Below are 25,423 nucleotides of genomic sequence, written 5' to 3'. Positions count from 1 at the left end.
TTCTGTACATTGCTTTTGAAGCGTTTAGTTCATTTTACAGGCGAATAGCGTAAAATTCTTATATTAGTCACCTTAAATATCATCATATGGAAATTAGAACTGATTTAGAACGTGTTTTATGGCATGAGATAGGACATTTGTGTATTGACCTTATAGAAATTGAAGACAGTCCTGATTTTTTCGTTGATGACCTGTGGGCGAATTATCATGCAATTGCAATTTCCGAGCATAAATGGGAAGGAGGAGTGAGGATGCTTCCTTCGATCCAATATGAAGTATTGCTGCAGGATGATGATAAAACTTCATTTGCGCTGCTGGGACTCATTTCAGGCTGTGTTTTTCAAACGTTGTATATAAAGGAATTCCTGAAGGATGCTGATGTTGGTTTTGAGAATTGTTTTTGTATGCAGCAAAAGTGTGGTGGAAGGGGAGATATCATTTCCTTTCTGGGAATAACCTCATTAATCAGGAAAAAGTATGGTTTAAATAAAGATTTTATAGAGTTTAGCGAAAGGGAGCTGCAGCATATTTATTACGATATCATTACCAAAAATCAAGAATTTTTAGGTGAGCTCCATATTTTAATAAGCCGTTACACAGCAATTGTTTATGCTGTTTATCAAGAGTCGGAGAATAAGGACGAGTTTAAATATTCTCTCAAAGGGAATTACCTCGATTCATTAAATGATGAGCTCATCAAGCTAATAAAAGGGACAGGTTTTTATGATGCGGTTAAAGGACTTAAAGAATCCATTAAAGAGAAAATGACCGAAGTTCAAAAAAGCAGTACATCAAGCTAAATTAAAGAATAACAAATAAATACAATGGATAGAAAAGAATTAAAGAAAGATGCCAGTGAATGGCTGGAAGAATATTTGAAAACAGTCGAAGAAAAATTAGCATCGTTATCTAGGGATGAGTTAGAGAGGGAAATGAAAAACTTGGAATCTGAATACACGGACCAACAATTGGAAAAATTCACTGAAAAGGTAATGATTGCTTCCTTAAAGGCTAACTGCAAACATGCTTCAGTTATCGGGGGGTATGTAATTTTAGATCAACTTCAAAATAATGCAGCAGATGCTGACATTTTAAAATCTGTTTCAGGGCTGATCCAAACAATTTCAAAAGCAAAAGAGGATGTAAAAACTAAAGAAATGAATACAGAATTTGTGGAAAAACTAAAGCAATATGAAGAGGGATAAAATTACAGGAAAGTTATGCAATGGCAAATCACGGACAATTTTACATGACAATTTTAAATTTCTGCATAACTGATTATAAAGGGGCAAGCGAAGCTTTCGGCAGTGCATATTATCACTACGATTTATAACATAAATCCCGCTCCTTGAATATAAAAGAAGACTTTGGCGGTCTTCTTTTATATTTTAGAAATGGAGTGATCCCAGTTTTTGACTATTCGTTTGTATTTAGTTCTTGAATTCATTCATTAATGCCTCAAACTTGGAATTTAGGTAGACCGAACCCTGCTGCTCGGTACTATCTGAATACTGCTGCCTGCTATCATTTATATAGCCTGAAGCCCCGGCGGATTATATAAAATATTTATTTAAGACTGTGCGTAAATTCTTCGGGGAAGCGATAGTGGTCACGCAGGAGGTAGAGGATATTATTTCTTCGCCAGTGGTCAAGCAGGCAATTATCAACAACAGCGACTGCAAGATCCTTCTGGACCAGAGCAAATATCAGAATAAGTTTGACCAGATTCAGGAGCTGCTTGGACTTACAGACAAAGAAAAGGCACTTGTACTTTCTGTAAATAAAGCCAATGATCCAGCCAGGAAATACAAAGAAGTGTTTATCTCTCTGGGAGGGATGCTTTCAAAGGTCTATAGAACCGAAGTTTCGCTGGAGGAATACTTAGCTTATACAACAGAGGAAAGCGAGAAAGTGAAAATGAATGCCTATGCGAAGAAGTTTGGCGGGGACATAAAGAAAGGAATAGCCGCAATGGCTCAGGATATGAGAAATAGAATTAAATGAAAAGGAATAATGAAAAAGAAATTAATAGTCTTGATGGTCTGCCTGCTGCTAGTCGGCACCTCGGCAAGACCTGCGGAAAAAGTTGCGGTATTGCCGATACTGGAAATTGTAAAAGCTGTTACGAAAAAGGTGATTAAAGCCATTGACCTGAGAATCCAGCGGCTACAGAATAAAACGATCTGGCTTCAGAATGCACAGAAGCAGGTGGAAAATGTACTTTCCAAATTGAAGCTCGATGAGATCTCGGACTGGACTCAGAAACAGAAAGATCTTTACAAAGGCTACTATGAAGAACTCGCAAAAGTAAAGTCAATTATTACCTACTATCAGAGGATAAGAGAGATTACCAAAAAGCAGACACAGCTTGTTCAGGAATATGAAAGAGCTTGGAATCTTTTCAAGCAGGATACCCATTTTAAAGACGGCGAAATCCAGTATATGGAGCGCGTATATACAGGAATACTCGAGGAAAGTGTGAAGAATATCGACCATATTTTTTTGATTCTGGATTCTTTTGCCACCCAGATGAGCGATCTCAAACGTCTTGAAATCATCAACAAGGCTGCTGATCAGATTGATGGGAACTACGACGACCTTACAATGTTTAACCAGCAGAACATACTGCTGAGTCTTCAGAGGGCCAAAACAGAAGCAGATGTAAACCAAGTGAAACAATTTTACGGAATTCCATAATTCAATAAAAAAAAATATGAAAAAGATAGCTGTACTACTAGTAGCGCTCTGTGTTTTTAATCAAAGTATGAGCGGGCAGGCAAAGCAGAGGAAGGAACTAATCCTTCAAATAGCGGCAATTCAGGTTTATATTGACTATGCAAAGAAAGGATATTCGGCAGTATCAAAGGGACTCAATTTTATTGGGGATGCGAGAAAAGGTGAAGTCAACCTGCATGGTGACTATTTTACTTCACTTTTAAAAATCAATCCAAAGGTTCGGAATTATTATAAAACTGTTGAGATCATTTCCATGCAGTTTAAAATAATGAAACTCTGTAGAAAGACTTTGTCAGATCTTAAGACTGTTGATTTGTTTCATGGTAATGAACTGGACTATATAGAGAGGTCTTTTGAGAAACTTCTTCAGAACTGCAGCCAGACTCTTGACCAGCTGCTTGTTATTACCACCGATGCAGAACTAGAGCTAAAAGATGACCAGAGGCTTGAGCGCATTGATCTTCTGCACAAAACTATGCTGGAGGATTATAATTTCTGTCTTTCTTTCAGCAGGGATGCCGGACTGCTGTCGGTTTCAAAATCTGCCGATAAAAAGGATTCTAAGAATGTTGATGAATTATATGGATTATAAATTAAGCTACTATGAAAAAGATTTTGATTGTGACAATATTGATCACTTTGTTAATGATCCCAGTTAAATCAATGGGGCAGTCAGCAGAAATTCAGCAGCTGATTTTGAATATCGAAAAGCTATCCCAGTTCAAGAAAATTCTCAGTGATATGAAAAAGGGATATGAGCTGCTTTCAGGTGGATACAAAACGGTGAAAGATATGACTGAAGGAAACTTCAGCCTGCATAAAACTTTTCTAGATGCGCTTATGCAGGTAAGTCCAGCGGTAAAGAATTACAAAAGGGTAGCAGAGATAGTAGAATATCAGATTTCAATAGTCAAGGAAAGCCGCAACGGAATGAACCGATTTATAAAAAACGGAAATTTCAGCGGACAGGAAATAAATTACTTTGAGAAAGTTTACGGAAACCTGCTTAATCAGAGCCTGAGAAATCTCGATGAACTTACGATGATCATAACAGCAGATAAGCTCAGGATGTCGGACGACGAAAGACTAAAGGCAGTTGACGATATCTATGAGCAGATGCAGGATAAACTGCTTTTTCTCAGAAACTTTAATAACACGTCGAACGTGCTGGCTCTACAGCGGGCAAGGGAGAAAAATGATGTTTACGCGTCAAGAGGATTACAGACATTTAAAGACTAAAGAATGAAGATGTTATTAAATAAAAAAGTAGTATCAGCGGTGCTTATGGTATTATTGTTTCCATTCAGGATCATGGCTCAGGGACTTGGTGATGATATGAGTAGTCTTCATGGGGTCTTAGACCAGCTTTATGATGAAATGATGCCATTGTGTTCTAACCTAATTGCTGTAGGGCAGGGACTAGCAGGCTTTGGAACTATATGGTACATCGCCTCACGCGTGTGGAGGCATATTGCAAGTGCAGAACCTATCGATTTTTATCCACTCTTCCGTCCCTTTGTACTAGGATTCTGCATTATGATTTTTCCGTCGGTTCTGGCACTTATTAACGGAGTTATGAAACCAACTGTTACAGCTACTGCAGCTATGGTAACAGGCTCTAACAATGCAGTTGCTGTTCTGCTTAAAGAGAAAGAAAAAGCAATTAAAGAAACCGATCCATGGAAGATGTATGTCGGGACTGCAGGTACGGGTGATCGTGACAGATGGTATAAGTATACGCATGACGGTGCTGATCCATCGGATGAGAGCATGCTCGCAGGCATAGGCAATGATGTCAAATTTGCGATGGAAAAAGCTTCTTACAGTTTTCGAAATTCGGTCAAGGAATGGCTGAGCGAGGTGCTGAGGGTTTTGTTTGAAGCGGCCGCCTTATGCATTGACACCCTTCGGACCTTTCAGCTCGTGGTGCTTTCCATTTTAGGTCCACTGGTATTTGGAATCGCAGTATTTGACGGCTTCCAGCACACGCTCACGGTCTGGCTTGCCCGATATATCAATATTTACCTGTGGCTTCCTGTTGCCAATATATTTGGAAGTATTATAGGAAAGATTCAGGAACTCATGCTCAAGCTGGACCTCTCGCAGGTGCAGGCAACAGGTGACACTTTTTTCAGCAGGACCGATATGTCATATTTAATTTTCATGATAATAGGTATCATAGGATATTTTACCGTGCCTTCTGTTGCCAATTATATAGTTCATGCAGGCGGAGGAGGAGCCTTGGGTCATAAGGTGACAAGCATGTTTGGAAATTCAGCTAGTTCTGTTATGAGAACCTCTTCAAATGCGGTTGGAATGACTGCTGATGCGATGGGAGATGCGGATCGGAGAATGACCAGTAGCATGGCTGCGACAGCAGGAAGCAGTCCTTATTTTACTGATAAAGGAAACTATATGAATGACAGGCTTAAAGGAAATTCTAAGCAGACTTAATAACAGGAGCATATGTTTACCAAAATGAAAAACATTGATACGGCATTTAGATATGTGAGAGGTTTCACGATGCTTGTAATTGCAGGCTGCATCATAATAAGCTGCTATGCTGTTTATAAAAGTTTCCAGACAGTGAGCCTTATGCAGGATAAAGTATATATTCTGGCAAACGGTAAAGCGCTGGAAGCTTACGCTTCGGAAAGAAAAGATAATATCGCTGTTGAAGCAAGGGACCATGTGAAAACCTTTCACAAGTTTTTCTTTACCCTTGATCCTGATGATAAGGTCATTAAAACCAATATCACAAAAGCCCTATATCTGGCAGACGACAGTGCAAAACGGATTTATGATGACCTGAAGGAAAACAATTTTTATTCGGGTATTATATCAGGAAATATCAGCCAGAGCATCCAGATTGATAGCGTAAGCATTGATATCCGTGAATATCCGTACCATTTTAGATGTTATGCCAGACAGAACATTATCCGTACTACCAGTATTTTGAAAAGAAGCCTGCTTACAGAAGGTGCGCTTCGCAATGTATCAAGAAGCGATAATAATCCGCATGGTTTTCTTATCGAGCGGTTTAATACGATTGAAAACAAAGATCTTTCCGCAGAAACCAGAAAATAGAGATTTATGAAATCCTTTTTTACAAGACAGACTGAGCCTTTTGTGTATCACAAGTATTATCTGCTATTGCAGAAAAGATGGGCAGAAAAAATGAAGAGAGTTACAGATGGTCTCTCTAAAACAAAACTGATCTGGGGACTTCTGTTCTTTACGGTTTTAACATCGGGTTACTTAATTTATAACCTGTATAGGACATTTTATAAACAAGCTGAGGTTTCAACAGCTTCAAAAATTAAGACAATCAATTTAAAAAACTAAAATTATGCAAGAGAAAACATTATCTCCAAAGGAGTCTAAAAAGAGAAAGATGCTTTTAATGCTGCCTCTTATAACATTTCCATTTTTGACATTCTTATTTTATTCATTAGGCGGCGGAAGAATGGAATCCAAGATGGCAGGTAACGATGAAAGGAAAGGATTCAATTTTAATCTGCCGCTGCCTAAATTTAAAGAAGACTCAGCATTGGATAAGATGAGCTATTACGATCAGGCGGCAGTTGATTCGATAAAACTGCGAGAGCAGATAAAAAAAGATCCTAACTATATTGATAATAAAGTCTCGGAAGATAAAGCAGATTCTTTTTCCACAAGTGATTTTGAATCCCGCATGCTTCCAAAAAACAGATCAGCTTTTAATTCTCAGTCTTTTCAGGACCGCAATGAACAGAAAGTTTATGAGAAGCTGAGGGCTCTTGAAAACATAATCAGCCAGCCTGCTGTCCCTGCTTACGGTCAGGACATGAGGGAATTTGAAAATTACGGCACTTCTCGTGGAGAATCGGAAGAGATTAAAAAACTTGAAGGGCTAATGTCGACGATGAGCACGACCCAGGAACCTGATCCAGAACTTCAGCAGTTAGGCGGTATGCTGGAAAATATTTTGGATATACAGCATCCGCAGCGCGTGCAGGAAAGGCTTAAACAAACATCTGAGAGCAAAAAAGGCAAAATATATTCAGTGCAGAAAAAAGAAGCAGAGAATAACATAAGCTCACTTCATCGGAATGTCGATTTGCAGACCTCTTTGAAAACAAATGAATTTTATTCTCTGGACGAAGCACAGCCTGCTGAAGAAATACAAAATTCTATTGAAGCAGTTGTGCATCAGACGCAGACTATTGTCAATGGCTCGGTGGTTAAATTAAGACTTACGAATGATATTTTTCTCCAAGGAACAATGATACCCAGAAATACTTTTCTGTATGGTATGGCGGCTTTAAAAGGGGAGAGGCTTGAGGTAAAAATCACAAACATCCAGTACAATAATTCGATATTTCCCGTCGAGCTGGCTGTCTATGATATGGACGGGATTGACGGCATCTATATTCCCGGAGCGATCAACAGGGATGTGGCTAAAGCATCAGCTGACAGATCCATTCAGACTCTCGGTCTTACCGGGATTTCGGATTCATGGGGAGCACAGGCCGCAGGTATGGGCATCGAGGCAGCCAAAAGTCTTATGAGCAAAAAGGTAAAACTCATAAAAGTGGTTGTAAAGGCAGGGTATCAGGTGCTGCTGTATGATGAAAAACAAAAGAATTTAAAACCTTAAAAGAGAGAAAATATGAAAAGAGCGAATTATTTGTTTTTAATCAGTTTGCTGCTGGTTTGTATTTCAGTTAATCCACAGTCAAACGCAAGGGAAACTGTCTTTTACGAAGACCAGTATAAAAATCTACAAATAGGTTTTTCTAAAACCACAAGCATTATTTTTCCTTATAAAATCAAGAGTATAGATAAAGGAAGCGCAGAAGTGCTTGTACAGAAAGCAAAAGGAGTTGAGAATATACTACTTGTAAAAGCTGCTAAACAGCATTTTTTCCAGACCAATCTGACAGTTGTAACTTCTGACGGGAAATTGTACGTTTTTGTACTGAATTATGACGATTCCTGCCCTGATTTAAATTTTAAGGCTGAAAATGCAGTGGCTGCAAGCAGGGATGTGCTGTTTTCTTTAGAAAACGAAAATCAGAAAAGAACGGAACAGTGTGCCTGGTCTGCGTATTCAAAAAAGAAAAAAATAAGTGGTCTAAAAAAATCAAAGTATCAGATCAGATTAGAGGTGAACGGCATTTTTATCCAGCAGAATGTTTTGTATCTGCGTGTTGTTTTTGAAAACAAATCAAAGATTAACTACGATATTGATCAGTTTCGTTTTTTCATCAGGGATAAGAGAAAATCAAAACGAACTGCCTCACAGGAAATTGAATTGGAGCCTTTGTATGCAACTTCTTCGTCTTCTGTAATTCCTTATAAATCTGAAATAATAAAAGTCTATGCGCTGGAGAAATTTACTATACCTGAGAATAAGTATCTAACGATTCAGATGATTGAAAAAAACGGCGGAAGACATTTGGAAGTAGATATAAATAATAATCTGACTAATCTGGTTTTTCCGATTTCCGAATTAAGCAGTGACACTTTTTAAGCTTTAAAATAAATTATGATAATCAATTTAGCTGACACTGAAATGATGCTGTCATTTGCTGAGGAAATGGCTTATAACGGCCATCGATTTGCCGCCTTTAATACCGATGAGGTGACTGATACCGACACAATTGATTTTTTTAGAAATCCCTTGGATGCGAAGGAGTACTGTCTGGTTATGAACAATGATGCGAATTATTTTCAGAGCCTGCCGATTGAATCAGTTATCGACGACTTGCGAGCAGTTTTGAATAGCGGGGCAGATACTTCCGAAAATGAAGCAATAGAACTTACTGGATTTGCCAAAAGGGAAAAAGATAGGAGAGAAATTTTAGAAAATAATTTAAATGAAAACGCAATGAATGAGAAAAATTTAGAATACCTGAAAGACCAGTTAAAATATACTGGATTTGGAGAAACGTTCGATGCTGAACTGCGAGAGAACATAATGAAGGGAGATAAGGATTTTAAAATTATGCACACCGGCATTATGAACAATGGTCTGCCAAATAAGGATACCTTAACTGTAGAATTAAATTTCAAAAGGTCTGAGCAGACAGATATGTACTTTTTTAATTCCTATCATGTCAATCTTCAGAAAGAAGAAAACAAACCTGGTCTGGAACAGACCTTCTACATCAACAAAGATAGCGCCAGCATTACAATGAAAGAGGCTTATAATTTGATGGAAGGCAGATCTGTCAATAAAGATCTTAAAAACAAAGAAGGGGAGAGCTATAATTGCTGGCTGAAAATCGACTTTAAACAATCTGACAATGGTAATTTTAAGCTGAACCAATACCATCAGAATTATGGGTATGATTTGGAAGCAAGTCTGGCAAAACATTCAATCAAAGAGCTCAATACTCCGCAGTATAAAGAAGACCTTTTAAATTCCCTTAAAAAAGGAAATCTTCAGTCAGCGACTTTCGTAGTTAGCGGTGTTGAAAGTAAAATGTTTGTGGAGGCAAATCCCCAGTTTAAGACTGTTAATGTTTATGATGAAAATTTACAAAGAATTAATCATCGAGAGAGTAAGGAAGAGAAAAAGGCTGAATCTCAAAAAGAATCAGTATCTAAAGATCAAAAAAAAAATCTAGATTCTGATGAAGGTGATTCAGGGATGAAAGATAATAAAGTAAAGAAAAGAAAAACTCCCTCACTTTAAAAGTTATGGAAAAATTAAAGCCTTTATCGGATTTTTTCAAAGCAATAGAGAATGATTACCGGATTAGTCCAATGCATATTGCCATTTATGCAGCTCTATTACAATTTAGATCCGTTAAGGGCTTTATTAATCCAATTTTTGTCTTTAGCTCGGAGATTATTGTTATTGCTAAAGTTTCTTCAGCAAATACGTATCATAAATGTGTCCAGGAACTTCATCAGTATGGATATATAAAGTATAGACCATCTTTTAAAAAAAATCGTGGAAGTGAAGTATATTTTTTGTTTTCAGCTGACGCGGACATCTAAAGACTCTGCAATTAATAATTTTATGAAATTGTACTATGAATGAAATTGTAACCAAGGAAGATCTGAGACAGTTTGGTCTTCTTCTAGTAGATAAAATACAGGCTTTATTTAAAGATAAGGATTCTGGACGGAAAGAAACTTTGGAACCAGAGTGGATTAAAAGCAAGTCTGTGAGAAAACTGCTTGATATTTCAGCAGGCTCAGTTCAGAATCTGCGGACAACTCAGAAAATCCGTTTTAGAAAGGTGCTTGGTTCTTATTATTACAATCGAGAAGATATTCAAAAACTTTTTAGTGATGAAAAAGACTAAGAGATTAAAAGGAAGTAATATCATGAAGTATTTGTCGATGTATACAGATGATCCCAAACTTAATGTATGGCATCTGTCAATTTTGACAGCGATACTGGGATTAGGGTATAGGCAGGGCCAGAGGAGGAGGATAAAAGTCAGCCGCAGTAAGATTATGCAGCTGTCGCATGTTAACACGCTGCCGACTTATCATAAATACTTTAAACAGCTGCAGGATTTAGGATATATTAAGTACAGTCCGTCTTATCATCCGGGTTATAAGAGCGAAGTTAAACTATATAAAAAGAGGTTATCTCAAATTTTGAGATAACCTCTTTTAGGTTTAATTACTTTTTATAATTATTTATCAAGAAGAAATGTTATACTTCTTTTTTATGGCTTGTATTTCTTTTTCCAATCTACCAAGTACCGCCATGTCTGTTTTGGATATCTTAACAGCATTTTTTTTTAGCTTTTTATTAAGCAATGACATTTCTCGTCCAATAGTTTTCTGTTCGGTAATAGCGTACGCTTCGGTTTGCTTTACAGATGCGTGGCCAAGCATTTCCTTAACTACGTTGATAGGGACATTATTGTTTAACGTGACTGTACTACCAAATGTACGGCGAGCCATGTGGGTATTTAATGTGAAAGGAAAACCACAGAGAATAGCTATTTCTTTAAGGTATTCATTCATTTTCTGGTTAGAAGAAACTGGTAGTACTGTTCCACGCTGTAAACAAAGCGGATGATCTTTATATTTCTCAATTATTTTAAGCGCCTGAGGTAGGAGCGGGACATTCGTGGTCGAATTTGTTTTTTGTCTCTCAGACATGATCCATAAGTTGCCGTCAATACCCTCTTTAATCTCGCTTCTTTTTAGTTGATAGGCGTCGATATAAGCAAGACCAGTGTAACATTGGAATACAAATACATCTCGAACAACATTTAGCCTGTCTGTGGTAAAATAATGTCTTTCCAATTCATATAACTCCTGCGTTGAAAGAGGCTTCTTTACCATTTTGGTTTTTCTGCCTTTAAAGTTTTTAAATGGATCCTTAGGAATTATCTCCTTGTCAATGGCACGAATGACAATTTTTTTGAAATTAGCAATGTATTTAAGCGTAGTGTTATTGCTGCAGTCGCGAACTGTTCTAAGATAAAACTCAAAATCTTTTACAAATTCAAGATTTAAATCCGAAAATTCCATGTCATCTTTTTTAAACTTAAATTTAATAAAAGCTTCTAAATGATTTTTAGTGATGGTAAATCGTTGAAGTGTACCTCTAGCATATCCTTTACCCAAAAGCGCTGTCATTTGGTCATTGTGCTTTTGAAATTCTTCCAGCACTTTGACTCTTGGCTGTACTTTGCCCAAAACATGATCCATGATTTTTTCAGCGGTTATGATTTTACCACTGTACATCATTTCTGTTTTGACTTCATTAATTTTTAAAGTCAGTGCATCCAAGAAGAAGTTCAAAGACTTTGCATCTTCTTTTGTACCAATTGCCCTTTCGGATTTCTGATCCCAGCGCGAAATTTCCCATTTGCGTTTGGTTGAAGCTTCTTTACGAATACCATCAATGGTAATTCTAAGATATACGTTTCTAATTTTGCTTTCATTGCGGGGAATTTTCAAAAAGAAAACCATCCCAAAACTGTTTTCTAACATAATTCAATGTTTTAGATTAATAAATGTAGAATTATAGCATCAAATAAACAAGTCGTTAACCTTCTTAACCCCTTTAAACACAGGTGTGTTTTAGTTTTCTGGTGCACATTGCAGCGTTATAGAATTGTGCACCGAATGTGCCACAAAACTTTTGAGCAGTTTTAAAAAATTTGAAAAGCAGTATAAAAGCAAAAAACCTGCGAATCCTTGGATTTGCAGGTTTTACCACGTTTTTTATGGGTTTTTGAAAAGATTGAAAAAGTGACCTTTTTACTTCTTTTACCCTTTTAGTGGGGAGAGCAGGATTCGAACCTGCGAAGTTCACACAGCAGATTTACAGTCTGCCCTCGTTGGCCGCTTGAGTATCTCCCCGAAGCTTGTATTGATGCGCTTTGTTGTGCTAAGCGGTTGCAAATATATAAACGTTTTTCATGTTTACAAACTAAAATCGCACTTAATTTTAAGTTATTTTTCAATTAATTTTTAATTCCTTGGTATTGAATAAAATAAAAAAATCTCCACAAGGGAGATTTTTTTTATTTTCTTATAAAAGAAACTATTTTTTGGCTAAAAGCTCTAAGATTTTTGCTCTCAATTCAGGACCTCTTAAATCCTGAGCCACAATTTTTCCCGAAGCATCAAGAATAAAAGTCGCAGGAATAGATTCTACCTGATATTGTTTTGCAATTGGTTCATCCCAGAATTTTAAGTTAGAAACATGTGTCCAGCTCAATTTATCTTTTGCAATAGCTTCTTTCCAGGCTCCGGCTTCTTTGTCAAGCGAAACCCCAATGATATTTAATCCTTTTGCGTGTAACTCATTATAAAGCGCTACAACGTTCGGATTTTCTTTTCGGCAAGGTCCACACCAGGAAGCCCAAAAATCTACAATGGTAACTTTTCCTAAGCTTTCCTTGAGCGAAATTACTTTTCCCTCAGGATTTGGAGCTGAAAAATCTGCTCTTCATTTAGCACTTCCTACCGGAGGAGTTGCAGATGCACCTACAGATGGCATTTTTGCCAGACCAATTGCTTCTTTTACTTTTTTACCAGGAGTTGAGTTTTTTACAGACTCGTCTAATGAGTTGTATAAAGCTTCTACTTTTTTATGGTCAGCACTTGGATCACCAGCCATACCCTGAAGAATCAAAGCAGTGATATATGATTTTGGGTGAGTTTCAGCATAAGTAGTATATTTCTTTTTAGAATCAGCCTGAACTTCAGTCTGAATCGCCATAAATTCCTTCATCAAACCATTAATAACTGCTGTATCTTGTTTTTGTTGAGCAGCCTGCATAGTTTGGGTGTTTTTTTTCTGAAAGTCAACCAGTCTTTTTTGAGTTTTGATAAGTTCTTCATTAAATTTCACAAACTCATCATTGTTATAAGTACCACTAATTTTAGATTTATGGATACTATCTTTGTCAACCGCAATATTAATTTCCCCAGTTTCAAGGATAAAACGAACAGGTTCCTGTGGTTTGTCCTGTAAAATTAAAGCATGAAAAGCTGGTTCAGTAACTTTTCCTTTTATTTCAAATTTTCCGTCTTCAACTTTTACTGTATCAAGTGCAATAACAGCCATTGTATTTGGGTCCTGACCTTGAAGGATTATTGTTTTTCCGTTCTCAATTCCTTTTGCAGTTCCAGTAATTAGGTATTCTCCGTCTTTAACTTTACTGCATGAAATGATCGCTACAGAAGCGGTAAGTAAAAAAAATATTTTTTTCATTATAAAAAATTAATTAGTTAATTGATTTGTGCAACAAAAGTATCTAAAAATATAAAATATAGATAATTTTGTTACCTAAAATTTTGTTATAGTTTTTTTTGGTTTATCTTGCTTATTATTAGTTGTTTATCTGTAGTATATTCATGTAAAACTAATATTTAAACCTCTATCACGAGTCAAAACAAACAATTTAGAGAATTTCAGGCATAAAAAAAGCATTCTGTTACAGAATGCTTTTTAAAAATATTTTAGATCAAATCTATTCCTGATTTGTTTTCTTTCTCCAGGTAAAAGAGTTCAAAATGTGTCTTTTCGCGAATCTTCCAGGAGAATCAGCGTTCACCATTTTCACATAAGTAGCTTTAGGAACACTAATGTATTCGTAAACACTTCCGTTAGAAAAATCGATAATCAAACGACCTTCAACAAACTTATAATCCGTAATTGAACAAGTCGAAATCGTCTCCGTATATTCAGGTAAATTAGCTTTAATCGTCTCAGGATTAATACTTACCAAAAAGTGGTAAGCCTCAATAATTTTCGTACTGTTTTCTTCTGCAGCTTTCAAACCAGCTTCGTCTCCCTGAAATTTATCAGGATGAGATTCTTTCATCGCATTACGATAAATGGTTTTCAATTCTTTCAATTCTACAGTTTTGTCTACGTTTAGTAATTTTCTGTATTCAACTATTTTTTTCATAAATAAAAGGTAACTACTTGTCTATTAGTTTGAAATCGATATTAATGGGTTCAAATCGACAAATTTTTTGCAAAGGTACACTTTTTTTTAACTTTTTAGTTTTCAACCCAAAAATATTCAAAAAATAAGTGATTTTTTTGAAAGAGAAATAGTAAAATAAAGTTTTTCAGGAGATATTTCCTGCTATCCGTTTCAATCTTTTATGCCGAACCCCGGCATAAAAGGATTTCCACTCCTATCAGGGCTAGGACACCCTTTTTCATAAGAAGTATTATCTCCTGTAAGATTTCCAAAACCTTGTAGGTGTTTCAAGTTAAAATTTTATACCTACAAGGTTTTGGAAACCTTACAGGATTAGAACTTAGAAGTTTCAGAACACGAATATTTATTCTCTTAGAAAATAAATTACTTACACCGCCAAAGCTTATTACAATAGACTTTAAAAAGCAAACTTGTTTCCAAATAATTTTCCACACAACTTTGGCAACACTAAATTCAATAATGCTAAAAATAACATTGCTATGATAATCTGTCCGTAAAATTTCATTTCGATTTCATTCCGATTCGCAAACTCCATAGTTATTAATACTAGAGTGAAAAACGTTGCAAACACGACACTATTGACTGTATTTAAGGTAAAACTATTTTTATTTCTCCTCAGAATCCAATTACCAATAATTAGCTGATATAAACTTGATAGCATTCCAATAACTAAAACAAATATCAAATAAACGGTATTACTAAGCTCAAATCTTTCACAGGCTTCTAATTCTGTCTGAGTTGTTAAGTTATCTTTGAAGATAAAATAGCCAATAAATAGTATTGCTCCGAGTGTATTCGGTAACACGTTTTCTAATAAAATTCTAGAGATTTTCATTTTTTACAGAAAGTTGTTTTTCTATTTTGGCAACAAGAAACCTAACATCATGCTTTAGCCGAATTGACCAAGCAAACAAAGAAAACCTGAAACCTGAAACAAAGAAAACCTGAAACTATTCCTGCTCCGGCTTAAGATTAGCTTTAGCGAAATTTTTAGATTTTTTAGGGTATTTATCGTAGCTAATATCACTTGGATTTTCAATAACCGATTTAATCGTAATCAAATCACCTACATTATGATTCGCCTGCGCCATTTTATAGTCTAAAAGATATTCACCACAAAAATAATTGTTGTTTTCATCTTTCTCCATAATTCCAGTAAAAACTCCTTTTTGCAACATTTTTTCTTGTGAACTTTTAGTCATAACTTTTTATTTTAAAATTGATGTGGCAAAGTTAATCAATATTATGTGTAGTTCAGTCGTAATTTTACCACAGAGAGACGCAAAGTTTTTCCGCAATCCCGATAGCTATCGGGACACAAAGTTTGTATCTGCAAAAATCCCTAAAATCTGCGAGAGATATTTTACCACAGAGAGACGCAAAGTTTTTCCGCAATCCCGATAGCTATCGGGACACAGAGGTTTTATCTGCTAAATCCACTAAATCTTCGAGAGAAATTTTACCGCAAAGTTTTTTAAAATAAAATCCTTTTTCAATCAGCTTTAATCTGTGCAAATCTGCGTGAAAGACTTTAGCGCAAAGATTCGCAAAGTTTTTTATCTGCTAAATCCACTAAATCTGCGAGAGATATTTTACCACAAAGTTTTTTAAAATAAAGATCTTTTTTCAATCTGCTTTGATCTGTGTAAATCTGCGTGAAAATTTCACCACAGAGATAAGCAAAGTTTTTATCTGCAAAATCTGCAAAATCTGCGTGATAAATTTTACCGCAAAGAATTCACAGCGTTTAAAATCCTTTTAATCCTGATAATCTGTGGCTAAAAAAAATAGCGTCCCAATAGCTATCGGGATTGCGGTTAAACTCCTTTATCAGTATATTTGCACATGCAAAAAAACTTCAAACCACATCCCAATTCCTTCAAAAATACATTTTGTATCTTTCATGAAGTGTTGCCGGAAGCCATTGCAGGACTCAAAATTCAGTTTGAAAGCAAAGCAGGAAGTACCTATTATTATACCGAAGCCGGAATGTATCGCGTTTCGAATCATTGGGGAAGATTAGCCAACAGCAAATGGCGATTAGTGGCAATGGAACCCGAAACGTCTTCCAAAACAAAAATAGGTTTTGCCAACTGGAATGAGTTTTATCCCGATAATGCCGAAGAAAAACTGTATTATATTCAGGCAGATTACGAAAAAAACACCGTAAATTATCAGCACGTAAAAAATCCGGAATACGATAAAAAAGCAATTTTAAGAACCAGTTTTGAAACCACAAAACGCATCAAACAAATCCGGAATTTGCAGCAGCTCACATCCTGGGCAAAACATTTTGATTACGAGGATATTGATGAGTTGCGACAACAAATCATCGAAGAATTGATTTACACCGAGAAAACATTAGACGAAATTAAAAGAGAAATATAATGGGACGCAACAACGAAAGAAACATCAAAAAGCATAACGACAAATTGCACAAAGCCCAAAACAAAGTCAAAGCGGCAGAGGTTGCACGTAAAGAAAAGTTGAAAGAAATTATCAAGAAATTCAACGAAGATAAAAACGCAGAAGAGAATAAATAAAATTCACCAAGAATTTAACCTCCAGTTTGTCATTCCGTAGGAATCTCAGCAAACGCAAATCACAGAACGTAGAGATTCCTACGGAATGACAAGTTTGCGTTTAATTGTAATATTGTAAAACCAAACACGAGGCTTTGGCCGAACTGGCGAAGCAAACCTGAAACAAAAAAACAAAAACATAAAATATGAAATTCGAGAACCTAAAAGCAAGCGTACAGGAAATCATTGATTTAATTGCCGCGAAACAAGACAGAGAAGCCAATAATAAATTATTGGAAGTAAACGAAACTTTAGACGAAATGCTGGATCACGCTGAAGAAGACGAAGATTTAAGAGAAATCAGCAGATATCAAGTGTTATTGAATCAATTGCATGTAAAAATTAACGGCGAAGAGCAGGTAGATGGAGAGTAAAAAATGCTTTTGTGATACCGGATTACTATTCGAAGATTGCTGCGGATTATATCTCCAAGGCAATCAAAAAGCACCTTCGGCATTGGCTTTAATGCGTTCACGATATTCAGCTTATGTCATTCATAATGCGGACTATCTGTTGGAAACAACTCATGTTTCGGAGCGACAATATTATTCAAAAGAAGAAATCCTAAAATGGGCTACGAGCAACAAATGGCAAAAATTAGAAATTCTGAGTTTTACCGAAAACACAGTAGAATTTAAAGCCTACTTTTTAGATGCAAATCAAAAACCACAAATACATTACGAATTCTCCACTTTCAAAATTGAAAATAATTCTTGGTATTACCTGGATGGAAAGTTTGAATAATTGACAAATTTTCTCTTGATTTTGCACTTTTTTTGATGAAATTTTTAACTAAAAATTAATAAGCGTTTCTTTTTTCATAGTTCTAAAAAAGTGTAATTTTAGAATTATGAAAAACGAATTCAAAAAAGGTTTTTATTTTAAGACGTACGAAGCGCCATTTCAGTCTCCGTTTGAAAAACTTTTTGGCATTTTCAAAGAGTTAATCACCCATACTTCGGGTGATTTTGATGAAGCTATTAGTTGGCTTCGCGAGCTGGATATAGAATATAAACTGACTGACGAAAACTACACTATCGATGATTTTATCGAAGATTTAAAAAAGAAAGGGTATATAAAAGACGAACCCAAAGACGACGGAACGCCTGGTTTTGGAATTACGGCGAAAACAGAAAGAGCGATCAGACAACAAGCTTTGGATCAAATTTTTGGCAATTTAAAACGCGCAGGAAGCGGAAATCACAAAACAAAACATTCTGGAAACGGAGATGAACATACAGGAGAATTTCGTGAGTTTAGTTTTGGTGATGGCTTAGAACGTATTTCTTTGACAGAAAGTTTACGAAATGCGCAAATCAACAATGGAGTCGAAAGTTTCATGCTCACCGAAAATGATTTGGTGGTTGAGGAAACGCAATTTAAAGCCCAAATGAGTACCGTTTTGATGATTGATATCAGTCACAGTATGATTTTGTACGGCGAAGATCGCATCACACCAGCCAAAAAAGTAGCGATGGCTTTGGCCGAATTAATTACAACCCGTTACCCAAAAGACACGCTTGACATTTTGGTTTTTGGCAACGATGCATGGACGATTCCGATAAAAGATTTACCGTATTTACAAGTTGGTCCCTATCATACCAATACCGTAGCAGGATTACAATTGGCGATGGATATTTTACGCAGAAAACGAAATACCAACAAGCAAATTTTCATGATTACCGACGGAAAACCAAGTTGCGTGCGTGAGCGCGACGGTTCCTATTATATGAACAGCAACGGCCTTGACGAATATATCGTAGATAAATGTTACAATCAGGCGCAACAAGCCAGAAAATTACACATTCCGATTACGACTTTTATGATTGCAAACGATCCGTATTTGCAGCGATTTGTCAATCATTTTACCGAAGCCAATCAGGGAAAAGCATTTTATACAGGCTTAAAAGGTTTGGGCGAAATGATTTTTGAAGATTATGAAACGAATAGGAAGAAGAGGGTACGATAATTTGAGGTTCTAAGACGCTAAGATTCTAAGTTGCTAAGGTTTTGCAACGTACTGTAGAGACGCACAGCAGTGCGTCTAACACAAAGATTATCTGTATAGACGCACAGCAATGCGTCTTTCGTAAAGTTCAAATTTCACGTACAAACGCACTGTAGAGACGCACAGCAGTGCGTCTCTAACACAATCCAAATAAAATATAAACAAATTGATATTTCAATAAAAATGGAAATAAATAATATAACAACACTAGGACAATTAAAAGCAACAGGATATAAAAGCCAAAGTATCAAATACGAATTACGAAATAATCTTCGTGAAAAAATCAAATCGGGACAAGCTGTTTTTGAAGGTGTTCACGGTTTCGAAAATACTGTAATTCCAGAACTGGAACGCGCTATTTTGTCTCGTCATAATATTAATTTATTAGGTCTTCGTGGACAGGCAAAAACCAGATTGGCACGCAAAATGATCGAATTGCTGGACGAATATATTCCGTTTGTTAAGGGCTCAGAAATCAATGACGATCCGTTCCATCCAATTTCGCGTTTTGCAAAAGATTTAATTGCAGAGAAAGGCGATGAAACCCCAATTTCGTGGTTGCACCGAAGCGAACGTTTCTTCGAAAAATTAGCCACGCCCGATGTTACGGTTGCCGATTTAATAGGTGATGTTGACCCGATAAAAGCAGCCAATTTAAAACTTTCTTATGCAGATGATCGCGTAATTCATTTCGGAATGATTCCGAGAGCGAATCGCTGTATTTTTGTGATTAACGAATTACCTGATTTACAAGCCAGAATTCAGGTGGCTTTGTTTAATATTTTACAGGAAGGCGATATTCAAATTCGTGGATTTAAGCTGAGAATGCCTTTGGATATGCAATTTGTTTTTACCGCAAATCCAGAAGATTACACCAATCGTGGAAGTATTGTTACGCCATTAAAAGACAGAATCGGTTCTCAGATTCTAACCCATTATCCAGAAAGTGTTGCCATCGCCAGAACCATTACTGAGCAGGAATCAAAATTGGATCAAGCACAAACGGATATTGTGTATGTACCAAGTTTGGCGCGTGATATTTTAGAGCAAATTAGTTTTGAAGCACGCGATAGCGAATATATCGATAACAAAAGCGGGGTGAGTGCCAGAATGAGCATCACAGCTTTTGAGAACTTAATAAGTACGGCTGAACGTCGCGCGTTGATCGCGGGAGTCGATAAAACCACGTTGCGTTTGTCAGACTTCATCGGAATTATTCCTGCGATTACCGGAAAAGTAGAATTGGTTTACGAAGGAGAGCAGGAGGGAGCCGCTTCGGTAGCGCAAAATCTTATCGGATCAGCGATTCGAACTTTGTTCCCGGATTATGTTCCGAAAATTGAAAAATTAGAGAAACCTGGTGAAAAAACGCCATATTCAGATTTGATAGAATGGTTTTTTGCCGAAAGTGGTTTCGAATTATTAGACGATGCATCAGACAAAGAATACCAGGAAATTTTGGACGAAGTAACGCCTTTGGAGGTTTTAGTAAAAAAATACCAGCCACAATTAGACAAAAAAGATATTTATTTTATGAAAGAATTCATTCTATGGGGATTGGTCGAATATCGTAAATTGAGCAAAGACCGCTTCGCAAAAGGACATCAGTTTAAAGATATGTACGGGAGTTATATTAGTAAATTGTAAATTGTAAATTGTGAAAAGTGAGATGTGAATTGTGAGTATGTTACTTATCAATTACATCTCACTTTTCACTTCTTACTTTTCACTTCTTACTTTTCACTTCTTACTTTTCACTTCTTACTTTTCACTTCTTACTTTTCACTTCTTACTTTTCACATCTCACATCTCACATCTCACATCTCACTTCATACTTCTTACTTCTCACTTCTTACTTCTCACTTTTAAACAATTTACAAACTATTAAGCCATTGCAAGTTTTATTTCACCTACCTTGCTCCGTTGGCTGTATTTGCAGTCTTTCCTAAAAAGAAAATGGAAGATAGTTTTGAAGATTTGATTGCGAGTTATATCGAGAACAAAGTAGGTATTGCAGAACATTTTTTAAGCCCGGAATTGGCCAATCACTTAAAACAAAATCTCCTTGATTTAAACGAGAAGAGTTTGTTAATGGCAGCTGGAATTGGCAATTCAGACAAAGTAGATTATGATAGTGCGATTCGGAGTGATTCGATTTATTGGCTGGATAAAAAGCATAATAATGTTTTTGAAAATGAATTTTTCGATAAAATTGACGCTTTTATTTTATATCTAAATAAAAGTTGCTACACCGGAATTACGGGTTATGAGTTTCATTATGCCTTATACGAAACAGGTGATTTTTATCTCAAACATCTGGACCAATTCAAAAACAATCCAAGCAGGAAATACTCTATGATTAGTTATCTTAACAGTAACTGGAAAGAAGCTGATGGTGGCGAATTAATGATTCATCAGGAAAATAACAATCAGAAAATTGCACCTACGCAAGGCAAAACGGTTTTCTTCAAAAGCAACGAATTGGTTCATGAAGTTCTGGTTACTCAAAATATCAGAATGAGTATTACAGGTTGGTTAAAGAGTGATTAAAGTTTCTTTTTTTGAAAATTTAGAAGAGTTATGTATTATTTTTGTTTTCAAAAATTTACCTTATGTTGTATCTTATTCTAAGTGTTGTCTGTAGTGTCATTGTTGGTATTGTTTTTAAAATAACACGTCGTTATAATACGAATCCAATTCAAATCGTAGCTTTCAATTATGTTTTTGCGTTAGTATTGTGTTTTTTTACTTTTAAACCTGATTTAACTCAGGTTGATACGAATGCTCCTTGGAATATTTACCTCGCCATTGGTGTTTTGTTACCAGTTGTTTTTTTGTTTCTGATAGCTTCCATTAAACATATGGGAATTGTAAAAACCGATGCAGCACAGCGTTTATCACTATTTATACCAATCCTGGCTGCCTGGTTAATTTTTAAGGAAGATTTTAATCTTTATAAAGTAATTGGGCTCATAATTGGTTTTGTAGCTCTTTTATTCATTTTGAAAAAAGAATCATCAAATAACCAGAATAAATGGATTTATCCTATCGCTGTTTTGTTGGGGTTTGGTGTTATTGATATTCTTTTTAAGCAAATTGCACTTTATACTACATTACCGTATACCACTTCTTTATTTGTGATTTTTGATATTGCACTTGCCGTTTCTCTGCTTGTGGTGGTTTATGAAGTGGTATTAAAAAAAGTCAGACTTAATTCTAAAAACATTCTTTTTGGAGCTTTGGTTGGGCTTTTTAATTTTGGAAATATTCTGTTTTACCTTAAAGCGCACAAAGAATTTTCTGAAAATCCTTCTACTGTTTTTGCCGGAATGAACATGGGTGTTATTATACTTGGCAGTCTTGTTGGCATCCTTTTTTTCAAAGAAAAATTATCTAAGTTTAATTTATTAGGGCTTGTTTTTGCTTTAATAGCTGTTGTTTTTATCGTTATTTCTCAATTTAAATGATTTTTTAAAACTTGTTAACGCCTTAGTTTACAGCTTGTTTTGTGTTATTTTTCATTCTTTTCAAAATAAACTCGACTAATTCTATAGAATATATAAATATATTTATAACTTTGCATTAACAATGAAAAACTATAACCAAAATATCATAATGTTCAAATGCAGCTTCGCGATGTGCTGCATGATGAATTATGGTGTGAAAAGGCGTTAATAGAGAAAGTACTTGTTAGTTATTTTTTTTTTTAGCCTTTCATGCAAAATGAAAGGCTTTTTTTAGAATTAGGAAAAAAACAAATCAAATGAGATCGAATAGAAATACAAATACTTTGATGCAGTGTTGTCTCATGAAGATTCCTCCATGTTGCAGCTGTAGTCGATAGAGACATAACAAAATATTTTTAAAAACATAGAATTTCAAATTTAAATTGAATCCAAAAAAAAATAAAATTATGAGCTTAGAAATAATTAAACAGAATCCCTTTCAATCTATGATTGACAGGTTTAATATTGCTGCCGATATCTTAAATCTAGACGAATCGATTCGACAAAAATTACAACGACCTGAAAAACAAATCGTTGTAAATTTCTCAGTAACTTTGGATAACGGAAAAGAGCAAAATTTTGAAGGCTATCGTGTTATTCATAATACAGCTTTAGGACCTTCAAAAGGAGGAATTCGTTATGATAACGCTGTAAATCTTGATGAAGTAAAAGCACTTGCAGCCTGGATGACCTGGAAATCTGCAGTAACCGGTATTCCGTTTGGTGGCGCAAAAGGAGGCATTATTTGTGATCCAAGAACGCATTCTAAAACCGAATTAGAGAAAATCACCAGAGGTTATACGAAAGCATTAGTAGATATTTTTGGCCCAGATAAGGATGTTCCAGCTCCGGATATGGGAACGGGACCGGACGAAATGGGCTGGTTAATGGATGAATTTTCGTTGGTACACGGCAAAACTATTCACGCTGTTGTTACTGGTAAACATTTGCACTCCGGAGGTTCTTTGGGTCGGGTAGAAGCCACAGGAAGAGGAGTTAGTATCATCAGTCTTTTGGCTTTGGAAAAACTTAAATTAAGACCTGCCAGATCAACAGTTGCGATTCAGGGTTTTGGAAATGTAGGCCTTCATTCGGCTTTGTTTTTATTTGAAAAAGGGTTGAAAGTGGTTGCTGTCAGCGATGTTTCTGAAGCATTTTATAATCCACAAGGAATCAACATACCAGAACTGATTTTGTATTATAATCTCAATAATAAAAGCATCAAGGGTTATCCAAATTCAGTTGCAATTAAACATGAAGAATTACTTCTTTTAGAGGTTGATGTTTTGATTCCTGCTGCTAAGGAAGATGTTATTACTGCTAAAAACGCCAATGATATTCGCGCTAAAATAATTGTAGAAGGCGCAAACGGACCTGTTTCATCCGATGCTGATAAAATTTTGCATGACAATAATGTTTTAGTCGTTCCGGATATTTTAGCCAATGCAGGAGGTGTTACGGTTTCTTATTTTGAATGGCTTCAGAATTCGCTTTTAGAATCGTGGAGAATCCACCAGATTAATAAACGTCTGGAGGACATATTAGAAAAAAGTTTTGATACCGTTTTTAATGTTGCGGCAAAACATAATATTACACCAAGAATTGCGGCTTATGTTATTGCTTTACAAAAAGTTGCAGATACACAATCGGTTAAAGAAGTGACACTTAACAGTGCAAAATACAAACAAAACTGAAGAGAACAAATACTTCTAAATTGATTGAAAGAGAATTTTCATTGATTGATAACTTTTCCAAAAGAAAAATTAAAGTAGTCAATGAAAATATCTTTTTTTAAGTTTTACTCCTTTTCTCAGGTTTTTTTTGAATTAAAAAGTAATTTTTTAAAATGGAACATATTAATTTTCTTGCCTTTGCAATGCCCGCTTTTTTTCTTTTTTTATTCCTTGAATATAAATTGATACGGCGCAGAAAAAAGCCTGATATTTTTAATTATGAAAGCTCTGTTTCAAACATTAGCATCGGAATAGCGGAGCGATTAATCAATTTGTTTATAGCGGCAAGTTTTTATCAATTGTATTATTTCATCTACAATAACTATCGGATTTTTGATATTCCAAGCTCGGTTTTGGTATGGTTCGCCTTGATTTTGGCTACGGATTTTGTTTGGTACTGGTACCATAGGCTAGGGCATGAGGTCAATTTTTTCTGGGCAGCACATATTGTACACCATCATAGCGAAGAATTTAATTTTACGGCTGCGGCAAGAATCACCACTTTTCAGGCTATTGTAAGAACAGGTTTTTGGTGTGTTTTGCCTTTTTTTGGGTTTCATCCTAAAATGGTGATTACGATGCTGATTGTTCACGGAGCCTATTCCTTTTTTACCCATACACAATTGGTTGGAAAAATAAAATGGCTCGAATATGTTTTTGTCACACCTTCTGTTCATGGGGTACATCATGCTTCTGATGAAAAATATTTAGACAAAAACTACGGCGATATGTTTACGTTTTGGGACCGTCTTTTTAGAACTTTTCAGGAAGAGGAAGAAAAACCGAAGTACGGTTTAACGCATCCGCTAAAGAGTTACAGTTTTCTTTGGCAGCATTTTCATTATTACTTCGAAATTTTTGAATTATGGAAACGTTCTGTTGGCTTTAAAGCCAAATGGAAAGCTATATTTGGAAGTCCAGCGCATATGGATCAGGACATTCGTCCGATATTAGAAAAGCGCTTTCTACAGGATAAATCAAATCCGCATCAAAGACTTAAATTCAAAAACTATCTTTATATCCAACTCGGAATCAGTACTTTGATTTTGACTTTTTTCACGTATTATTTTGATGTTTTAAATAGTTTTGATAAAGTTTTCGTGTTAGCACTAATAGTACTCACGCTCATTAATTGCGGGGCTTTATTAGAACAGCGAAAATGGATTTATTATCTCGAATACGCCCGATTGTATATGATTGCAACTTACTTTTTATATGAAGAAGATTTGCTTTCTTTTTTCCTGATTCCGTTATTGATTATGATTTTTGCCGAGCAGTTATTTTCTCTTGGAAAAAAATATCAGAGCATCATTCTTCAAATAGAAACTTCAGAATAAAATAAATATATTCGCCACGAATTCACGAATTTATTCCTCTTTAAAGTAGAAAAAAAATTCGTGAATTCCTGGCGATTTTTATTACAACTATT

The 25,423-nt window shown here is 35.6% G+C and carries 27 protein-coding genes, 1 tRNA gene and 2 pseudogenes; 23 read left to right on the top strand and 7 right to left on the bottom strand.

The window, feature by feature from the left end; translation table 11 throughout:
• The first annotated feature begins 86 nt into the window (after positions 1-86).
• From GON26_RS00965 to GON26_RS00905, 13 genes and pseudogenes are all read left to right on the top strand, one after another.
• Positions 87-800 (top strand): hypothetical protein, encoded by a 714-nt coding sequence (locus GON26_RS00965; RefSeq protein ID WP_160372866.1) that lies wholly within the window; start codon positions 87-89, stop codon positions 798-800.
• Between the two features lie 24 nt (positions 801-824).
• Entirely contained in the window at positions 825-1,205 is a 381-nt protein-coding gene (locus GON26_RS00960) for a hypothetical protein (protein ID WP_160372865.1), read from the top strand.
• A 334-nt stretch (positions 1,206-1,539) separates the two neighbouring features.
• A pseudogene (locus GON26_RS00955) lies at positions 1,540-2,004 on the top strand (TraG/VirB4 family ATPase); the annotation flags it as partial.
• 9 nt (positions 2,005-2,013) lie between these two features.
• The gene (locus GON26_RS00950) at positions 2,014-2,697 is read left to right on the top strand and encodes a conjugal transfer protein TraI (protein WP_160372864.1); all 684 of its coding nucleotides are present in this window, start codon (positions 2,014-2,016) and stop codon (positions 2,695-2,697) included.
• Positions 2,698-2,713: 16 nt separating this feature from the next.
• Positions 2,714-3,328 carry a hypothetical protein gene (locus GON26_RS00945; RefSeq protein ID WP_160372863.1) on the top strand — a complete coding sequence of 205 codons (615 nt, stop codon included), beginning with the start codon at positions 2,714-2,716 and terminating at the stop codon, positions 3,326-3,328.
• An 11-nt stretch (positions 3,329-3,339) separates the two neighbouring features.
• Positions 3,340-3,975: a TerB family tellurite resistance protein gene (locus GON26_RS00940; RefSeq protein WP_160372862.1), complete on the top strand. Its 636-nt coding sequence runs from the start codon at positions 3,340-3,342 to the stop codon at positions 3,973-3,975.
• A 3-nt stretch (positions 3,976-3,978) separates the two neighbouring features.
• A complete protein-coding gene (gene traJ, locus GON26_RS00935) occupies positions 3,979-5,190 on the top strand; it encodes a conjugative transposon protein TraJ (protein ID WP_160372861.1) in 1,212 nt (403 codons plus the stop codon).
• Between the two features lie 24 nt (positions 5,191-5,214).
• Positions 5,215-5,823 (top strand): conjugative transposon protein TraK, encoded by a 609-nt coding sequence (gene traK / locus GON26_RS00930; protein WP_230407876.1) that lies wholly within the window; start codon positions 5,215-5,217, stop codon positions 5,821-5,823.
• 6 nt (positions 5,824-5,829) lie between these two features.
• Complete coding sequence (locus GON26_RS00925; protein ID WP_042565389.1) at positions 5,830-6,081, top strand: hypothetical protein; 252 nt, start codon at positions 5,830-5,832, stop codon at positions 6,079-6,081.
• A gap of 4 nt (positions 6,082-6,085) precedes the next feature.
• Positions 6,086-7,375: a conjugative transposon protein TraM gene (gene traM, locus GON26_RS00920; protein WP_160372859.1), complete on the top strand. Its 1,290-nt coding sequence runs from the start codon at positions 6,086-6,088 to the stop codon at positions 7,373-7,375.
• Between the two features lie 12 nt (positions 7,376-7,387).
• A complete protein-coding gene (traN, locus tag GON26_RS00915) occupies positions 7,388-8,251 on the top strand; it encodes a conjugative transposon protein TraN (RefSeq protein ID WP_160372858.1) in 864 nt (287 codons plus the stop codon).
• Positions 8,252-8,266: 15 nt separating this feature from the next.
• Positions 8,267-9,418: a hypothetical protein gene (locus GON26_RS00910; protein ID WP_160372857.1), complete on the top strand. Its 1,152-nt coding sequence runs from the start codon at positions 8,267-8,269 to the stop codon at positions 9,416-9,418.
• A 343-nt stretch (positions 9,419-9,761) separates the two neighbouring features.
• Positions 9,762-10,037 (top strand): MerR family transcriptional regulator, encoded by a 276-nt coding sequence (locus tag GON26_RS00905; protein ID WP_160372856.1) that lies wholly within the window; start codon positions 9,762-9,764, stop codon positions 10,035-10,037.
• Positions 10,038-10,383: 346 nt separating this feature from the next.
• Here the strand turns inward: GON26_RS00905 and GON26_RS00900 are convergent, their stop codons facing one another.
• The 7 genes and pseudogenes from GON26_RS00900 to GON26_RS00870 all read right to left on the bottom strand — a co-directional run bounded on the left by GON26_RS00900 (position 10,384) and on the right by GON26_RS00870 (position 15,367).
• Positions 10,384-11,691 carry a site-specific integrase gene (locus tag GON26_RS00900; protein WP_160372855.1) on the bottom strand — a complete coding sequence of 436 codons (1,308 nt, stop codon included), beginning with the start codon at positions 11,689-11,691 and terminating at the stop codon, positions 10,384-10,386.
• A 291-nt stretch (positions 11,692-11,982) separates the two neighbouring features.
• A tRNA-Tyr gene (locus GON26_RS00895) sits at positions 11,983-12,063 on the bottom strand.
• A 184-nt stretch (positions 12,064-12,247) separates the two neighbouring features.
• Positions 12,248-12,637 (bottom strand): annotated as a pseudogene (locus GON26_RS00890) (peroxiredoxin family protein); the annotation flags it as partial.
• Positions 12,638-12,655: 18 nt separating this feature from the next.
• Positions 12,656-13,423, bottom strand: coding sequence for a DUF4369 domain-containing protein (locus GON26_RS00885; RefSeq protein ID WP_160372854.1), 768 nt, complete (start codon positions 13,421-13,423; stop codon positions 12,656-12,658).
• Between the two features lie 259 nt (positions 13,424-13,682).
• Entirely contained in the window at positions 13,683-14,123 is a 441-nt protein-coding gene (locus GON26_RS00880) for a KTSC domain-containing protein (protein ID WP_160372853.1), read from the bottom strand.
• A 439-nt stretch (positions 14,124-14,562) separates the two neighbouring features.
• The gene (locus tag GON26_RS00875; RefSeq protein ID WP_160372852.1) at positions 14,563-15,000 is read right to left on the bottom strand and encodes a hypothetical protein; all 438 of its coding nucleotides are present in this window, start codon (positions 14,998-15,000) and stop codon (positions 14,563-14,565) included.
• A 115-nt stretch (positions 15,001-15,115) separates the two neighbouring features.
• A complete protein-coding gene (locus GON26_RS00870) occupies positions 15,116-15,367 on the bottom strand; it encodes a hypothetical protein (RefSeq protein WP_160372851.1) in 252 nt (83 codons plus the stop codon).
• 643 nt (positions 15,368-16,010) lie between these two features.
• On the opposite strand from GON26_RS00870, the gene GON26_RS00865 reads away from it, so the two are divergent.
• From GON26_RS00865 to GON26_RS00825, 10 genes are all read left to right on the top strand, one after another.
• A complete protein-coding gene (locus GON26_RS00865) occupies positions 16,011-16,553 on the top strand; it encodes a hypothetical protein (RefSeq protein ID WP_160372850.1) in 543 nt (180 codons plus the stop codon).
• Positions 16,553-16,708: a hypothetical protein gene (locus tag GON26_RS21515; RefSeq protein ID WP_202110810.1), complete on the top strand. Its 156-nt coding sequence runs from the start codon at positions 16,553-16,555 to the stop codon at positions 16,706-16,708. The genes GON26_RS00865 and GON26_RS21515 overlap by 1 nt, the downstream gene beginning before the upstream one ends.
• Before the next feature lie 185 nt (positions 16,709-16,893).
• Complete coding sequence (locus GON26_RS00860) at positions 16,894-17,121, top strand: hypothetical protein (protein WP_160372849.1); 228 nt, start codon at positions 16,894-16,896, stop codon at positions 17,119-17,121.
• Positions 17,111-17,491 (top strand): YchJ family protein, encoded by a 381-nt coding sequence (locus GON26_RS00855; RefSeq protein WP_160372848.1) that lies wholly within the window; start codon positions 17,111-17,113, stop codon positions 17,489-17,491. Before GON26_RS00860 ends, GON26_RS00855 begins: the two co-directional genes overlap by 11 nt.
• 106 nt (positions 17,492-17,597) lie before the next feature.
• Positions 17,598-18,716 carry a vWA domain-containing protein gene (locus GON26_RS00850; protein ID WP_160372847.1) on the top strand — a complete coding sequence of 373 codons (1,119 nt, stop codon included), beginning with the start codon at positions 17,598-17,600 and terminating at the stop codon, positions 18,714-18,716.
• Positions 18,717-18,938: 222 nt separating this feature from the next.
• Entirely contained in the window at positions 18,939-20,402 is a 1,464-nt protein-coding gene (locus tag GON26_RS00845) for a magnesium chelatase (protein ID WP_160372846.1), read from the top strand.
• 309 nt (positions 20,403-20,711) lie between these two features.
• Positions 20,712-21,305 (top strand): 2OG-Fe(II) oxygenase, encoded by a 594-nt coding sequence (locus GON26_RS00840; protein WP_160372845.1) that lies wholly within the window; start codon positions 20,712-20,714, stop codon positions 21,303-21,305.
• Positions 21,306-21,367: 62 nt separating this feature from the next.
• Positions 21,368-22,222 carry a DMT family transporter gene (locus tag GON26_RS00835; protein ID WP_160372844.1) on the top strand — a complete coding sequence of 285 codons (855 nt, stop codon included), beginning with the start codon at positions 21,368-21,370 and terminating at the stop codon, positions 22,220-22,222.
• A 446-nt stretch (positions 22,223-22,668) separates the two neighbouring features.
• Positions 22,669-23,955 (top strand): Glu/Leu/Phe/Val family dehydrogenase, encoded by a 1,287-nt coding sequence (locus GON26_RS00830; protein WP_230407875.1) that lies wholly within the window; start codon positions 22,669-22,671, stop codon positions 23,953-23,955.
• Between the two features lie 152 nt (positions 23,956-24,107).
• Entirely contained in the window at positions 24,108-25,331 is a 1,224-nt protein-coding gene (locus GON26_RS00825; RefSeq protein ID WP_160372843.1) for a sterol desaturase family protein, read from the top strand.
• The last annotated feature ends 92 nt before the right edge of the window (positions 25,332-25,423 follow it).

The sequence above is a fragment of the Flavobacterium hydrocarbonoxydans genome, assembly GCF_009789235.1.
GTDB lineage: Bacteria > Bacteroidota > Bacteroidia > Flavobacteriales > Flavobacteriaceae > Flavobacterium > Flavobacterium hydrocarbonoxydans.
Note: the sequence above shows the minus strand (reverse complement) of the source record. Positions and strands in the feature narration are given on the sequence as shown.